The 14,261-nt window shown below is 71.1% G+C and carries 15 protein-coding genes; 8 read left to right on the forward strand and 7 right to left on the reverse strand.

Going from position 1 to position 14,261, the window contains the following annotated elements:
* From ybeY to ACIPWY_RS12605, 4 genes are all read left to right on the forward strand, one after another.
* On the forward strand, window positions 1-498 hold the full coding sequence (gene ybeY / locus ACIPWY_RS12590; RefSeq protein WP_362902617.1) for an rRNA maturation RNase YbeY: 498 nt from the start codon (window positions 1-3) through the stop codon (window positions 496-498).
* A complete protein-coding gene (locus ACIPWY_RS12595) occupies window positions 495-1,778 on the forward strand; it encodes a hemolysin family protein (RefSeq protein WP_362902619.1) in 1,284 nt (427 codons plus the stop codon). The genes ybeY and ACIPWY_RS12595 overlap by 4 nt, the downstream gene beginning before the upstream one ends.
* Window positions 1,779-1,782: 4 nt before the next feature.
* Window positions 1,783-2,136, forward strand: a complete 354-nt coding sequence (locus ACIPWY_RS12600; RefSeq protein WP_401533048.1) for an MmcQ/YjbR family DNA-binding protein — start codon at window positions 1,783-1,785, stop codon at window positions 2,134-2,136.
* A gap of 73 nt (window positions 2,137-2,209) precedes the next feature.
* Entirely contained in the window at window positions 2,210-2,563 is a 354-nt protein-coding gene (locus ACIPWY_RS12605; RefSeq protein ID WP_362902623.1) for a cytidine deaminase, read from the forward strand.
* A gap of 22 nt (window positions 2,564-2,585) precedes the next feature.
* Here ACIPWY_RS12605 and ACIPWY_RS12610 read toward each other — a convergent pair whose 3' ends face one another.
* Both ACIPWY_RS12610 and ACIPWY_RS12615 read right to left on the reverse strand, forming a co-directional pair.
* Window positions 2,586-2,924: a P-II family nitrogen regulator gene (locus ACIPWY_RS12610; protein ID WP_362902625.1), complete on the reverse strand. Its 339-nt coding sequence runs from the start codon at window positions 2,922-2,924 to the stop codon at window positions 2,586-2,588.
* Window positions 2,921-4,231 (reverse strand): ammonium transporter, encoded by a 1,311-nt coding sequence (locus ACIPWY_RS12615; RefSeq protein WP_362902706.1) that lies wholly within the window; start codon window positions 4,229-4,231, stop codon window positions 2,921-2,923. Before ACIPWY_RS12615 ends, ACIPWY_RS12610 begins: the two co-directional genes overlap by 4 nt.
* A 184-nt stretch (window positions 4,232-4,415) precedes the next feature.
* On the opposite strand from ACIPWY_RS12615, the gene era reads away from it, so the two are divergent.
* A complete protein-coding gene (era, locus tag ACIPWY_RS12620) occupies window positions 4,416-5,378 on the forward strand; it encodes a GTPase Era (protein WP_362902626.1) in 963 nt (320 codons plus the stop codon).
* 57 nt (window positions 5,379-5,435) lie between these two features.
* Here the strand turns inward: era and ACIPWY_RS12625 are convergent, their stop codons facing one another.
* Window positions 5,436-6,275: a helix-turn-helix transcriptional regulator gene (locus ACIPWY_RS12625; protein WP_401533052.1), complete on the reverse strand. Its 840-nt coding sequence runs from the start codon at window positions 6,273-6,275 to the stop codon at window positions 5,436-5,438.
* A 127-nt stretch (window positions 6,276-6,402) separates the two neighbouring features.
* Between ACIPWY_RS12625 and ACIPWY_RS12630 the strand changes: the two genes are divergently transcribed.
* A complete protein-coding gene (locus ACIPWY_RS12630; protein ID WP_362902630.1) occupies window positions 6,403-7,257 on the forward strand; it encodes an NAD(P)-dependent oxidoreductase in 855 nt (284 codons plus the stop codon).
* A gap of 50 nt (window positions 7,258-7,307) precedes the next feature.
* Here ACIPWY_RS12630 and ACIPWY_RS12635 read toward each other — a convergent pair whose 3' ends face one another.
* The 4 genes from ACIPWY_RS12635 to ACIPWY_RS12650 form a co-directional block, all read right to left on the reverse strand.
* Window positions 7,308-8,498, reverse strand: coding sequence for an MFS transporter (locus ACIPWY_RS12635; protein ID WP_401533054.1), 1,191 nt, complete (start codon window positions 8,496-8,498; stop codon window positions 7,308-7,310).
* On the reverse strand, window positions 8,495-9,835 hold the full coding sequence (locus ACIPWY_RS12640; protein WP_362902634.1) for a GH1 family beta-glucosidase: 1,341 nt from the start codon (window positions 9,833-9,835) through the stop codon (window positions 8,495-8,497). Before ACIPWY_RS12640 ends, ACIPWY_RS12635 begins: the two co-directional genes overlap by 4 nt.
* 101 nt (window positions 9,836-9,936) lie before the next feature.
* Window positions 9,937-10,203 (reverse strand): protealysin inhibitor emfourin, encoded by a 267-nt coding sequence (locus tag ACIPWY_RS12645; protein ID WP_362902636.1) that lies wholly within the window; start codon window positions 10,201-10,203, stop codon window positions 9,937-9,939.
* 71 nt (window positions 10,204-10,274) lie between these two features.
* Complete coding sequence (locus tag ACIPWY_RS12650) at window positions 10,275-11,348, reverse strand: M4 family metallopeptidase (protein ID WP_362902638.1); 1,074 nt, start codon at window positions 11,346-11,348, stop codon at window positions 10,275-10,277.
* Between the two features lie 292 nt (window positions 11,349-11,640).
* Here ACIPWY_RS12650 and leuA point away from each other — a divergent pair, with 292 nt between their 5' ends.
* Window positions 11,641-13,359, forward strand: coding sequence for a 2-isopropylmalate synthase (leuA, locus tag ACIPWY_RS12655; RefSeq protein WP_362902640.1), 1,719 nt, complete (start codon window positions 11,641-11,643; stop codon window positions 13,357-13,359).
* Between the two features lie 166 nt (window positions 13,360-13,525).
* Complete coding sequence (locus ACIPWY_RS12660) at window positions 13,526-14,257, forward strand: TerB family tellurite resistance protein (RefSeq protein ID WP_362902642.1); 732 nt, start codon at window positions 13,526-13,528, stop codon at window positions 14,255-14,257.
* Window positions 14,258-14,261 lie beyond the last annotated feature (4 nt).

A 14,261-nucleotide genomic window follows, 5' to 3' on the forward strand; every position in this document is an offset into this window, starting at 1 on the left:
ATGTCGATCGACGTCAACAACGAGTCCGGAACCGAGGTCGACGAGCAGGCGATCCTCGACATCGCCCGCTACGCGCTCGCGCGGATGCGCATCCACCCGCTCTCCGAGCTCTCGGTGATCGTCGTGGACGCCGACGCCATGGAGCAGTTGCACGTGCAGTGGATGGACCTGCCGGGGCCCACGGATGTCATGTCGTTCCCGATGGACGAGCTGCGGCCGCCGTCGAAGGACGACGAGGAGCCCCCGCAGGGCCTGCTCGGCGACATCGTGCTGTGCCCGGAGGTCGCGAAGAAGCAGGGCGAGGACGCGGCCACGCAGCACTCCATGGACGAGGAGCTCCAGCTGCTCACCGTGCACGGGGTGCTGCACCTGCTCGGTTATGACCACGAGGAGCCCGACGAGAAGGCCGAGATGTTCGGGCTTCAGGCGGCCATCGTGGACGGGTGGCGGGGTGACAAGGGTCTGACCGGTCCGTCTCCCGCGCCCACCGTGTCATGAGTCCTTCACTCGTCGCGGGTGCTGTCGCCCTCGTCGTGGTCGCCTGGCTGGCGGCCTGCGCCGAGGCCGGCATCGCCCGCACCTCCAGCTTCCGTGCCGAGGAGGCCGTCCGGTCCGGGCGCCGTGGCAGCGACCGGCTCGCCCAGGTGGCCGCCGACCCGACGCGCTATCTCAACGTCGCCCTGCTGGTCAGGGTCGCCTGCGAGATGGCCGCCGCCGCGCTGGTCACGTACGCCTGTCTCCAGGAGTTCGACGCGACCTGGGAGGCGCTGGCCGTCGCCATCGGTGTGATGGTCCTCGTCTCGTACGTGGCGGTCGGCGTCTCGCCCCGGACCATCGGGCGCCAGCACCCCCTCAACACGGCCACGGCCGCCGCGTACGTGCTGCTGCCGCTGGCCCGGATCATGGGGCCCATTCCGCCGCTGCTCATCCTCATCGGCAACGCCCTGACCCCCGGCAAGGGGTTCCGGCACGGGCCCTTCGCCTCCGAGGCCGAGCTGCGCGCCATGGTCGACCTCGCCGAGAAGGAGTCCCTCATCGAGGACGAGGAGCGCCGCATGGTGCACTCCGTCTTCGAGCTGGGCGACACCCTGGTCCGCGAAGTCATGGTCCCCCGCACCGACTTGGTCGCCATCGAGCGGTACAAGACCATCCGGCAGGCCCTCACGCTGGCCCTGCGGTCCGGTTTCTCCCGGATCCCGGTCACCGGCGAGAGCGAGGACGACGTCGTCGGCATCGTGTATCTCAAGGACCTCGCCCGCAAGACGCACATCAGCCGGGACGCCGAGAGCGAGCTCGTCTCGACCGCGATGCGGCCCGCCACGTTCGTCCCCGACACGAAGAACGCGGGCGACCTGCTGCGCGAGATGCAGCAGCTGCGCAACCACGTGGCCGTCGTGATCGACGAGTACGGCGGCACCGCGGGCATCGTCACCATCGAGGACATCCTCGAGGAGATCGTCGGCGAGATCACCGACGAGTATGACCGTGAACTCCCGCCCGTGCAGGACCTCGGCGACGAACGCTTCCGGGTGACCGCCCGCCTTGACATCGGCGACCTCGGTGAGCTGTACGGCATCGAGGAGTACGACGACGAGGACGTGGAGACCGTCGGCGGGCTGCTCGCCAAGGCGCTCGGCCGGGTGCCGATCGCGGGGGCCTCGTCCGTCGTCGAACTGCCCGACGGGCGCGAGCTGCGGCTGACCGCCGAGACCGCCGCCGGCCGGCGCAACAAGATCGTGACCGTGCTCGTGGAGCCGGTGGGCGAAGAGGAGGAGTGACGTCGTGACGCCGCAGGAGCTGCGCGCCTTGTGTCTGTCGTTCAACGCGGCCGTCGAGGAGTTCCCGTTCAACCCCGACACGTCCGTCTTCAAGGTCCTGGGCAAGCTCTTCGCCCTGTCGAACCTGGACGCGCGGCCCCTCACCGTCAACCTCAAGTGCGATCCCGAGGACGCGGTGCGCCTGCGCGCCGACCACGAGGCGATCGTGCCCGGCTGGCACATGAACAAGCGCCACTGGAACACCGTGACCGTCGCCGAGCTCCCGGCCAGGATGGTCCGGGAGCTCGTGGAGGACTCGTACGACCTCGTGGTGGCCGGCCTGCCGAGGGCGGAGCGGCTCAAGCTCGACCGCCCGTAGCCCACCGGCCCGCGAGCTGGGGCCGCGTACCCCGTTGCCGGGTGGGCGTGACGGCGTTCCTTATGCTCACCCCATGACTGAGAGCAACGACCTCACCCCCGAGGACCGCAAGATCGTCACGCTCGCGCGCAGCGCCCGGGCCCGCAACGGTGTGCCCGAGGGGGCCGCCGTGCGGGACGAGACGGGGCGTACGTATGTGGCGGGGACCGTCGCGCTGGACTCCCTGAAGCTGTCCGCGCTGCGGACCGCTGTCGCGATGGCGGTGGCTTCGGGGGCCCAGTCGCTGGAGGCCGCCGCCGTCGTCTCCGGCGGTTCGGAGGTCGGGGCGGAGGACCTGGCGGCGGTACGGGATCTCGGCGGCGTGGGTACGCCGGTGTTCCTCGCCGGGCCCGACGGCGTGGTGCACGGGGCCGTGGCGGCGGGCTGAGACAGCCGGCCCAGAGGCGGCGCTACACCGCGTCCGGTCCCCGCTCGCCCGTCCGCACACGGACGACCGTCTCCACCGGGACCGCCCACACCTTGCCGTCGCCGATCTTCCCGGTCTGTGCCGCGCTCACGATCGCGTCGATGACCGGGTCGAGGTCCGCGTCCTCGACGACGACCTCGATCCGGACCTTGGGGACGAGGTCGATCCGGTACTCGGCCCCCCGGTAGACCTCGGTGTGGCCGCGCTGGCGTCCGTACCCGCTGGCCTCCGTGACGGTCAGGCCCAGTACGCCGAGCTCCTGGAGCGCGGTCTTCACCTCGTCCAGGCGGAACGGCTTGATGATCGCGGTCACGAGCTTCATGCGGAGGGCTCCTTGGGCGGGGCGGAGTGGTGGGGGGTGTGCGGGACGGTGTGTCCGGCGTGGACGCCGTGATCGTAGGCGGTCTCCGCGTGCACCGTCTGGTCGAGACCCGTCAGCTCGTCGTCGGCGGAGGCCCGGAAGCCCATCGCCCGGTCGATCGTCGTGCCGATCCCGTACGTCACCAGGAACGTGTACGCCGCCACGGTGAGCACGGCGACGGCCTGCCTGCCGAGCTGCCCGAACCCGCCCCCGTAGAACAGACCCTCCTTGGCGCCGGTCATCGTGGCCGTCGCGAACAGGCCGATCAGCAGGGTGCCGACGACGCCGCCGACGAAGTGCACACCGACGACGTCCAGCGAGTCGTCGTAGTCGAAGCGGAACTTCCACGCGACGGCGTACGAGCAGACGACGCCCGCGACCAGACCCACCACGCAGGCCCCCAGCACGCCGACCACGCCGCACGCCGGAGTGATCGCGACCAGGCCGGCGACGGCGCCGGAGGCCGCGCCGAACGTCGTCGGGTGACCGTCGCGCTTGTGCTCCACGAAGAGCCAGCCGAGAAGGCCGGTGCAGCCCGCGATCAGCGTGTTGAGGACGGACGCGGCGGCCAGGCCGTTCGCGGCGAGCGCCGAGCCGCCGTTGAAGCCGAGCCAGCCGAACCAGAGCAGACCCGCGCCCGTCATCACCATCGGCAGGTTGTGCGGGCGCATCGATTCCTTCTTGAAGCCGAGACGCGGGCCCAGGATCAGGCACAGGGCCAGACCGGACGCGCCCGAGGCGATCTCCACGACGAGTCCGCCCGCGAAGTCGAGCCCGCCGAGGGAGTGCGAGATCCAGCCGCCGGGCCCCCACACCCAGTGCGCCACGGGAACGTATACGAGCAGCGTCCACACCGGCACGAACACCAGCCAGGCCGCGAACTTCGTGCGGTCCGCGACCGCGCCGCTGATCAGCGCCGCCGTCAGGAACGCGAAGGTGAGCTGGAAGGTGGAGAACAGGAACGTGGGGACCGTTCCGGTGAGGCTGTCCGGGCTGATGCCCGCCATGCCCGCGTGCTCCAGGCCGCCGATGAGGCCCGCGAACGCGTCGTCGCCGAACGCGAGCGAATAGCCCGCGACCAGCCAGACGACGGTGACCAGCGCGATCGACACGAACGACATCAGCAGCATGTTCAGGACGCTCTTCGTGCGGACCATGCCGCCGTAGAAGAGGGCCAGGCCCGGCGTCATCAGGAGGACCAGCGCGGTCGCGGCCAGCAGCCACGCGGTGTCGCCGGTGTCGAGGCCGGTGGCGGCGGCCAGGGGCACGTTCTCGCTCTGCACGGGGGGTCTCCTCGGGCGTGGGGGGCGGACGACGAGCCTCACCGCCGTGCGTTTCCGTTCGCTGACCCGCGCGTTTCCGCGGTGTTTCGTGTTGCGCCGGGGTTTCCGGAGCCTCACCGTGGACCGGCTCGGCACCGCAGGTGCGGCAGGACGCGATGGATCAGGGACAATGGGCGCCATGAGCGTTCGTACCCAGTCATCCGAGCCGTCCGGGGAAGCGTCCCACCGGGCCGGCTTCGCCTGCTTCGTCGGCCGCCCCAACGCGGGCAAGTCCACCCTTACGAATGCTCTGGTCGGCAAGAAGGTCGCGATCACCGCGGACCAGCCGCAGACCACGCGGCACACGGTGCGCGGCATCGTGCACCGGCCCGACGCCCAGCTGATCCTGGTCGACACCCCGGGCCTGCACAAGCCGCGCACGCTGCTCGGCCAGCGGCTCAACGACGTCGTGCGCACGACGTGGGCCGAGGTCGACGTCATCGGCTTCTGCCTGCCCGCGAACGAGAAGCTCGGCCCCGGCGACCGCTTCATCGCCAAGGAGCTCGCCTCCATCAAGAGGACGCCGAAGGTCGCCATCGTCACCAAGACCGACCTCGTCGACAGCAAGCAGCTCGCCGAGCAGCTCATCGCCATCGACCAGCTCGGCAAGGAGCTCGGCTTCGAGTGGGCGGAGATCGTGCCCGTCTCGGCCGTCGCCGACCAGCAGGTCGACCTGCTCGCCGACCTGCTCGTCCCGCTGCTGCCCGAGGGCCCCGCGCTCTACCCGGAGGGCGACCTCACGGACGAGCCCGAGCAGGTCATGGTGGCGGAGCTGATCCGCGAGGCCGCGCTGGAGGGTGTGCGCGACGAGCTGCCGCACTCCATCGCCGTCGTCGTCGAGGAGATGCTGCCGCGCGAGGACCGCCCGGCGGACCGGCCGCTCCTCGACATCCACGCCTTCGTCTACATCGAGCGCCCCAGCCAGAAGGGCATCATCATCGGCCCGAAGGGCAAGCGCCTCAAGGACGTCGGCATCAAATCCCGCAAGCAGATCGAGGCGCTCCTCGGCACCCCCGTCTTCCTGGACCTGCATGTGAAGGTCGCCAAGGACTGGCAGCGGGACCCGCGGCAGCTGCGCAAGCTCGGGTTCTAGGCGGGTGCATCGGGGGCGGGCCCGCGCGCCTCGCGCCTCGGGGCTCCGGCTCTCGCGCTAGCTCTCGTACGTGCTCGGGGCCAGGTCCTGGAGGCCCACGACCCGTAGCAGTTCCAGGCGTTCGTACGCCTCCGTGCCCGGCCGCGCCGAGTGCACGACGAGCTGCTGGTCGTGGCCGTCGCTGAGCAGGACCTCGCAGTCGAGGTCGAGGGCGCCGACCACGGGGTGCAGGAAGCGCTTCGGTGACGGGCGGCGCACCACCACGTCGTGCGACCGCCACAGCTCCTCGAACTCCCGTGATCCGGCGCGCAGTTCGGCCACGAGTGCGGCCGGGCCCGGGTCGTCCGGGCGGGCCGCGGCGACCGCCCGCAGGCTCGCCACGTGGGCGCGGGCGTGCGCCTCGTGGTTCTCGGGCGGGAACATGGGCCGGGTCGCCGGGTTCATGAACCAGTCGCGGATCACGTTCCTGCCGGTGTGGTCGCCGGTCAGGGCCACCGACATCGTGTTCTGGGCGAGCATCTCGCCCCAGTCACTGATCACCGACGCCGGCAGATTGTGCAGCCGGTCCAGGATCAGCAGCAGTCCGGGCCGGACGTGCCCGGAGGAACGGCCCGCCCGGGGCGGCTCCTCGCCCGCCAGATGGAACAGATGGTCGCGCTCGGCGTCGTCGAGCCGCAGCGCGCGGGCCAGCGCCGTCAGCATCTGCCGCGACGGATGGGAGCCGCGGCGCTGCTCCAGGCGCGTGTAGTAGTCCGTGGACATCCCGGCGAGCTGCGCCACCTCCTCGCGGCGCAGCCCCGGCGTGCGGCGCCGCGGGCCCGCGCTCAGGCCCACGTCGGACGGCGCCAGGCGGGCGCGGGAGCGGCGCAGGAAGTCGGCGAGTTCGGGTCGGTTCACCTCTTCAGGATCGCTCGGAACCGCTCCCGTAACCAGGGAGCGCCGGTCCCTGGACAACCGCGTCTCTCCCGCCGCGCCCGCCACTCGCGCAGGCTTCGGACATGGCTACGAACACGAGGAGGCAGCCATGCTGACACTGGTGACAGGCGCGACGGGCAAGGTCGGACAGCGGTTCTTGCCGCGGCTGCTGCAGAACACGGCGCCGGGCGACCGGGTGCGGGTGCTCGTACGGGACGCGGCGCGCGGTGAGCGGTTCGCCGCACTGGGCGCGGACGTGGTGGTCGGAGACCTGCGGGACGCGGACGTGCTCGGCAAGGCGACGGCCGGGGCGGACGCCGTGGTGAACGTTGCCGCCGCCTTCCGCGGAGTGTCCGACGAGGAGGCGCGGGCGGTCAACAGGGACGCCGCCATCGAGCTGGGCCGGGCCGCCGTGTCCGCAGGGGTGCGACGGTTCGTGCAGGTCAGCACGGGTCTGGTGTACGGCACGGGGCGCGGCAGGCCGCTGGTCGAGGACGACGAGCCGGTCCCGGGCGGCCACATGTGGGGCGCCTACCCCGAGTCCAAGTGGGAGGCGGAGCGCGCGCTGCGGGCGATGGACGGCCTCGACGACCTGCGCATCGCACGGCTGCCGTTCGTGTACGGCGACGGGGATCCGCACCTGGCCGACGCGATGCTGTTCGCGCCGAACTGGCCGGCGCTGCAGCGCCTGCACATGGGCCACCACGCGGATGTCGCCCAGGGCCTGCAGCGGCTCCTGTTCGCGCCTGGAGCGCACGGCGTCTACAACATCGCCGACGACGCCCCGATCACCACGGTCGACCTGTACCAGCTCAACGGCGTACCGGTGCCGCAGGAGGCGTACGACAAGGTGGACACGGACCCGTGGTCCGGCGTGATGTCGACGGGCCGCATCCGCCGCGAACTGGGCTTCCGCCCGTTCTTCCCGTCCGTGTGGACGGCCCTGGACGCCGGCGCGCTGTAGAGCCCACCGGTAGAGCTCATCGGTAGAGCCCCACCGATGGAGCCCACCCGTCAGGCCACCGACCGGATCCGCCGCACCAGGAGCGCGCCCGCGAGCCCGATCACCGCCGCCACCAGGTACAGGACGCGGTAGCCGCCGAGATACGTCACGATCGGCGCGGCGAGCGCGGGCGCGGCCACCTGGGGCAGGGCGTCCGTCATCAGCGCGAAGTCGACCGAGGTGAAGACGCCGAAGCCGACGCCGAGGACGGCCGCCGCGACGATCGCGCCCGGCCAGGTCTGCCAGCAGGCCAGCGCGGCCGTCGCCACCGCCATCAGGACGCCCGACCAGATCACGAAGGGCTTGCGGCGCCCCACCCGGTCGGAGGCGGCCCCGGCCACGACGACCGTGCACAGCAGGGTCACGCCGTTGACCGCCGTCAGGATGAGCACGCCCTGGTCGGGGTCGCCGTAGTGCAGGCGGTCGCGCAGGTAGTAGAGGAGGTACAGGAGGACCAGCGCGTTGCTGAGGTTGATCAGGAAACGGGTCAGCCAGGCCCAGCCGAGGTCGGGGTGGCGGCGGGGGCTCAGCCAGAACCCGGCGAGGAAGGTCCGCCAGGCCCACGGTGGCCGGTCCGCCGGGGCGAGCCGCAGGTCAGGATGGCGCAGCACGTACGGCATGACGCCCACCAGGGCGAACACCGCGCACGCCGTGTACCCGGCGCCGACCCCGCCCACGACGGTCGCGAGCCCGGTGCCGACGACCACGCCCAGGATCTGCGCGGCCCCCAGCCAGCCGCCCACCGCGCCCCGCTGGAGCCGCGGCACCCGGTCGGGCACGGCCGCCGTCACCGCCGCGAACGCCGCGTTCAGCGTCAGCTGCACCAGGCACCAGCCCGCCGCCATCGTCCACACCGACCCGGCGCCCGCCAGCAGGAGCAGCGCACACGCGCCGCCGCCCGCGCCCGCCACGATCCACGGCGTACGCCGCCCGAACCGCGACACCGTGCGGTCCGAGAGCGCGCCGAAGAACGGGTTCGCGGCGAGCGACACCACCGCGCCCACCCCGGTCACCCACGCGAGCAGCGTCTCCTTGGACATGCCGGTGCCGGGCGCGAAGTCCTCGGCCTGGACGGCGAGCAGGATCTGCAGGGGCCCGTACCAGCCGACCCAGATCGCCCCGTTGGCCAGCGACAGGGCGGCCGTCCAGCCGCGCCCGACCCGCTCGACGGGTTCGTCGAGCGCCGCGACGGCGGACGTCATGCGCGCTGCGCCCGCAGCACGTCCCGCAGCCAGTGGTACGACGCCTTCGGCGTGCGCTCCTGGGTCGCGTAGTCGACATGGACGAGGCCGAAGCGGCGCGCGTACCCCTCCGCCCACTCGAAATTGTCCATCAGCGACCACACGAAGTAGCCGCGTACGTCGACACCGGCGTCGAGCGCCCGGTGCAGGGCCCGCAGATGCCCGTCCAGGTAGGCGATCCGCTCCTGGTCGTCGACTCCCTCGTAACTGCAGCCGTTCTCGGTGATGACGAGGGGCGGGAGCCGGTCGCCGTAGCGGTCGCGGAAGGCGAGGAGGAGCTCGGTGAGCGCTTCGGGGACCACCGGCCAGCCGAAGTCCGTGACGGGATAGCCCTCGATCTCCCGCGGGGAGAAGGGGAGTTCGGGCGGCAGGGTGAGGCCGGAGAACTCCGTCGCCGCCCCCGAGGCGAGCGGCGCGCCCACCTTGGTCGGCTGGTAGAAGTTGATCCCGTACCAGTCGAGGGGCTCCGCGATCACCTTCAGATCCGCGTCCACGTCGCCCGGCATCAGCTCCCCGATGCCCTCCGGGTAGGCGCCGAGCAGCAGGGGATCGGCGAAGAGCCGGTTGAGGAGCACGTCGTAGAAGTCCGCGGCCTCACGGTCGGCCGGGTCGTCGGAGGCGGGCCAGGTCGGGCCGTGCGAGTTGGCGATCCCGATGTCCGTGGCGCCGGCCGCGCGCAGCGCCCGTACGGCGAGGCCGTGGCCGAGGAGCTGGTGGTGGGCCACCGGCAGCGCGTCGAACAGGAGCTGCTTGCCGGGCGCGTGCTGGCCGAGCGCGTGGCCGAGCAGGGTGTGCTCGGCGGGCTCGTTGAGGGTGATCCACTTCTGTACGCGGTCGCCGATCCGGTCCGCGACCTGGACCGCGTAGTCAGCGAAGAGCGAGGCCGTGTCCCGCTTCAGCCAGCCACCCGCCTTCTCCACGGACAGCGGGGTGTCCCAGTGGAAGAGCGTCGGTACGGGCTGTACGCCCGCCGCGCACAGCGCGTCGACGAGCCGGTCGTAGAAGTCGAGGCCGCCCGGCGACAGGACCCGCGGCCAGGAGACGGAGAAGCGGTACGCCCCCACCCCGAGCCCCGCGATCAGTGCCACGTCCTCGCCGTAGCGGTGGTAGTGGTCGCAGGCGACGGTGGCCGTCGAGCCGTCCTTCACCCGCCCCGGCTCTGCCGTGAACGCGTCCCACACCGAGGGCAGGCGCGCGTCGACGGCGCCCTCGATCTGGTGGGCCGAGGTGGACACGCCCCACAGGAAGTCGTGCGGGAACTGAGGTACCGGTTCGCTCGCTGCCATGCGCGCGATCATCCGTACCGGCGGTAATAGAAGTCAACGCCCTTGCAGGAAAAGGCCGTTACACCCCCGAAGGGTCATGACATCCCGGAGGGCGGCCACACCCCGAGGGGTCGCTACGCCCCTTCCTTCAGCACCCGCGAGATCAGCCCCCGCTGCTCGTCCGTGAGCCGCGGATCCGCGCAGTACACGGTCTTCCCGTCCACCGTGATCGTGTAGCTGAACCCGTCCGGCACCCCCACCGGCGGCGTGCCCCGGCCCGCGGCCAGCGCCCGCTCGGCCAGGGCATGCCACTCGTGGGCGTCGGCGCGGCCCGAGGTGTCGACCTCGGCCCGCCGCTCGATCCCGGCGAATCCTCCGGTACGGACGACCTGAATACGCATGGGACCTGTCTACTCCAGTGGCCGCCCGCTGCCCAGCCGGGCGGCCACCGAGCCTGCGCCTGAGGCGGCCCCTACTCCGTCGGTACGCCGACCCGGGACCAGGCCTTCGTGACGGACTCCAGCTCCTCGCCGTCCTTGTAGCGGGTGCGCGCCGCCTTCACCGTCAGCTTCGCGAAGTCCGCGAAGGACGCGTCCTGCGCCAGCTCGCCGCCGGTCAGCACGTCGTACCAGATCTGCCCGGCCCGCTCCCACGCGTTGCCGCCGAGCGCCACGGCCAGCAGGTAGAAGGCGTGGTTCGGGATGCCGGAGTTGATGTGCACGCCGCCGTTGTCGCTGCTCGTCTGCACGAAGTGGTCCATGTCGGCGGGCTGCGGATCCTTGCCGAGCACGTCGTCGTCGTACGCCGTGCCGGGCGCCTTCATGGAGCGCAGGGCCTTGCCGGTGACGCGCGGCGCGAGCAGGCCCGCGCCGATCAGCCAGTCGGCGTCCGCCGCGCTCTGACCGAGCGAGTACTGCTTGATCAGGGAGCCGAAGACGTCCGAGACCGACTCGTTCAGGGCGCCCGGCTGCCCGAAGTAGGTGAGGTTCGCCGTGTACTGGGTGACGCCGTGCGTCAGCTCGTGGCCGATCACGTCGACGGGGATGGTGAAGTCGAGGAAGATCTCCCCGTCCCCGTCGCCGAACACCATCTGCTCGCCGTTCCAGAACGCGTTGTTGTAGTCCTTGTCGAAGTGCACGGACGCGGTCAGCGGCAGGCCGCTGCCGTCGATGGAGTCGCGGGCGAACTTCTCCAGGTACAGCTCGAAGGTGGCGCCGAGGCCCGCGTACGCGCGGTTGACGGTCGCGTCCTTGCCCGGCTCGGTCCCCTCGCCGCGGACCTTCGCGCCCGGCAGCTCGGTGTGATGGCCCGCGTCGTAGACCGTGCGGTGCGGCTTGTGCTCGACGGCGTCCGCGGGCGCGGCCACCGCGGGGGCGCCGATCACGGTGGTCAGGCGGCGGCGCGTGCGCTCCAGGGCGTCGCGCTCCAGGGTGCGGCGGGCCGGGGCGGAGAGGGCGGGGTCGGCGGACCGGGCGGCCTTGTCGAGGATGTGAGGCGGCACGATGGTGCAGAAGACGGGCTCGAAGCCCTTACGGTTCGCGGTCATGGCGGCAATGTGGCATTGCGTGACCGAGCTGTCACTACCCGCAGCCAAGATTAATGAAATAGAGGTATTCGTCACCTCCTGCCCGTTACCTGACGTCAGTCCCGCATACTGATACACACCCCCGTCCCTCGCACGGCTGGGCTAGGCTGCGACACATCATGCGTTACGGGTTGCTTCTCCTTAGCTGCCGCGGCGAGGGCCTGTAGTCGAGGCCGACCCCCTCCCCGCGGAGTTCGGTGTTGCGCTCAGACCGTCGGCCGTCCTTCCGGACACACCCGAGGAGCCCCCGCACATGCCGAACTTCCAGCGCCCCACTTCCATGCCGGTCCACAAGTACGGACAGTACGAGCAGGTCGACATCCCCGACCGCACGTGGCCCGGCAGGCGCGTCACCGTCGCCCCCCGCTGGCTCTCCACCGACCTGCGCGACGGCAACCAGGCGCTGATCGACCCGATGTCCCCGGCTCGCAAGCGCGAGATGTTCGACCTCCTGGTCCGCATGGGCTACAAGGAGATCGAGGTCGGCTTCCCCGCCTCCGGCGAGACCGACTTCGCGTTCGTACGGTCGATCATCGAAGAGGGCGCGATCCCGGACGACGTGACGATCTCCGTGCTGACGCAGGCGCGCGAGGAGCTCATCGAGCGCACGGTCGAGTCCCTGAAGGGCGCCAAGCGCGCCACGGTGCACCTGTACAACGCGACCGCGCCGACCTTCCGCGAGATCGTCTTCCGCGGCACCAAGGAACAGATCAAGCAGATCGCCATCGACGGCACGCAGCACGTCATGGACTACGCGGAGAAGATCCTCGGCCCGGAGACGACCTTCGGCTACCAGTACAGCCCGGAGATCTTCACCGACACCGAGCTGGACTTCGCGCTGGAGGTCTGCGAGGCGGTCATGGAGGTCTACAAGCCGGGCCCCGGCCGCGAGATCATCCTCAACCTGCCCGCCACCGTGGAGCGTTCGACCCCGTCCACGCACGCGGACCGCTTCGAGTGGATGCACCGCAACCTGTCGAACCGTGAGTACGTCTGCCTGTCCGTGCACCCGCACAACGACCGCGGCACGGCCGTCGCCGCCGCCGAGCTGGCGCTGATGGCCGGCGCCGACCGCATCGAGGGCTGCCTGTTCGGCCAGGGCGAGCGCACCGGCAACGTCGACCTGGTCACGCTGGGCATGAACCTGTTCTCGCAGGGTGTCGACCCGCAGATCGACTTCTCGGACATCGACGAGATCCGCCGCACCGCCGAGTACTGCAACCAGATGGAGGTCCACCCGCGCCACCCCTACGCGGGCGACCTGGTCTACACGTCCTTCTCCGGCTCCCACCAGGACGCCATCAAGAAGGGCTTCGAGGCGATGGACGCGCGGGCCGAGGCCGCCGGCAAGTCCGTCGACGACATCGAGTGGGCGGTCCCGTACCTGCCCATCGACCCGAAGGACGTCGGCCGCTCCTACGAGGCCGTCATCCGCGTCAACTCGCAGTCCGGCAAGGGCGGTATCGCGTACGTCCTGAAGAACGACCACAAGCTGGACCTGCCGCGCCGCATGCAGATCGAGTTCTCGAAGATCATCCAGGCGAAGACGGACGCCGAGGGCGGCGAGGTCACGCCGAAGGAGATCTGGTCGGTCTTCCAGGACGAGTACCTGCCCAACTCCGAGAACCCGTGGGGCCGCATCCAGGTCAAGGCCGGGCAGACCACGACCGACACGGACGGCGTCGACACGCTGACCGTCTCGGCCGACGTCGACGGCGAGGCCACCGTCCTGACCGGTACGGGCAACGGCCCGATCTCGGCGTTCTTCGACGCCCTGCAGGCCGTCGGTATCGACGCCCGCCTGCTGGACTATCAGGAGCACACGATGAGTGAGGGTGCCTCCGCGCAGGCCGCCTCGTACATCGAGTGCGCGATCGGCGACAAGGTCCTGTGGGGCATCGGGATCGACGCGAATACGACACGAGCGTCCCTGAAGGCCGTGGTCTCGGCGGTCAACCGCTCCGCACGCTGACCCAGGTCACCGGCACGTTCCCCGGCCCCGTCCGCCCTCGTGGCGGGCGGGGCCGCGTCGTATACCGGCCATGGTCCCGTACAAGGTGATGACGCCGTATCAACAATGTGGCTAACATCACGCCCAACCAGGCGATGTGGCCTGGGGGTCGACGGAGGTGTGCGACGTGCTGCCGATTTGGGGACGAACCGACCGTAACGGGCCTGCTGGTCAAGCTTCGCTTCCAGTGGCCCGCCCCCTGTCGCGCCTCATCGGCGTCCGCACCGCGTGGACCACCGTCGGCGACGGGGAGTTCTTCTGCCCCGGCTGTGGCGGTGACCGTAACTACCGTCGCCGCACGGGCCGTCGCCGCTTCGTGCTCCTCGGCATCCCGCTCGTCCCGCGCGGCGGCATCGGGCCCGTCGTCGAATGCGCGGCCTGCGAGGACCGGTTCGCCGCCGACGTCCTCGACCACCCCACCACGCACCGCTTCTCCGCGATGCTCCGCGACGCCGTCCACACCGTCGTCCTCGCGGTCCTCTCCGCGGGCGGCGTCTCCTCCCGTACGGCCCTGGAGACCGCTGTCGGGACGCTGCGCGGCGCCGGGTTCGACGACTGCACGGACGTCCGGCTCGCCGCGCTCGTCGAGGCGTTGCTCACCGACGCGGGCCGCGTCCCCGAACACTGCGGGCCCGGCGCCGGACTCGCCATCGAACTCCACGAGGCCCTCGACCCGCTCGCCCCGCACCTCGCCCCCGCCGGACGCGAGTCGATCCTCCTCCAGGGCGCGAGAATCGCGCTCGCCGACGGGCCCTACACGCCCGCCGAACGCGACGTCCTCAGCACCGCGGGCGCCGCCCTCACCATGTGCACGGACGAGGTGTCCCAGCTCCTGGAAGCGGCCCGCACCCCGTCGTGAACCA

It is taken from the genome of Streptomyces sp. NPDC090032, from assembly GCF_044748025.1.
In the GTDB taxonomy this organism is placed as follows: Bacteria; Actinomycetota; Actinomycetes; order Streptomycetales; family Streptomycetaceae; genus Streptomyces.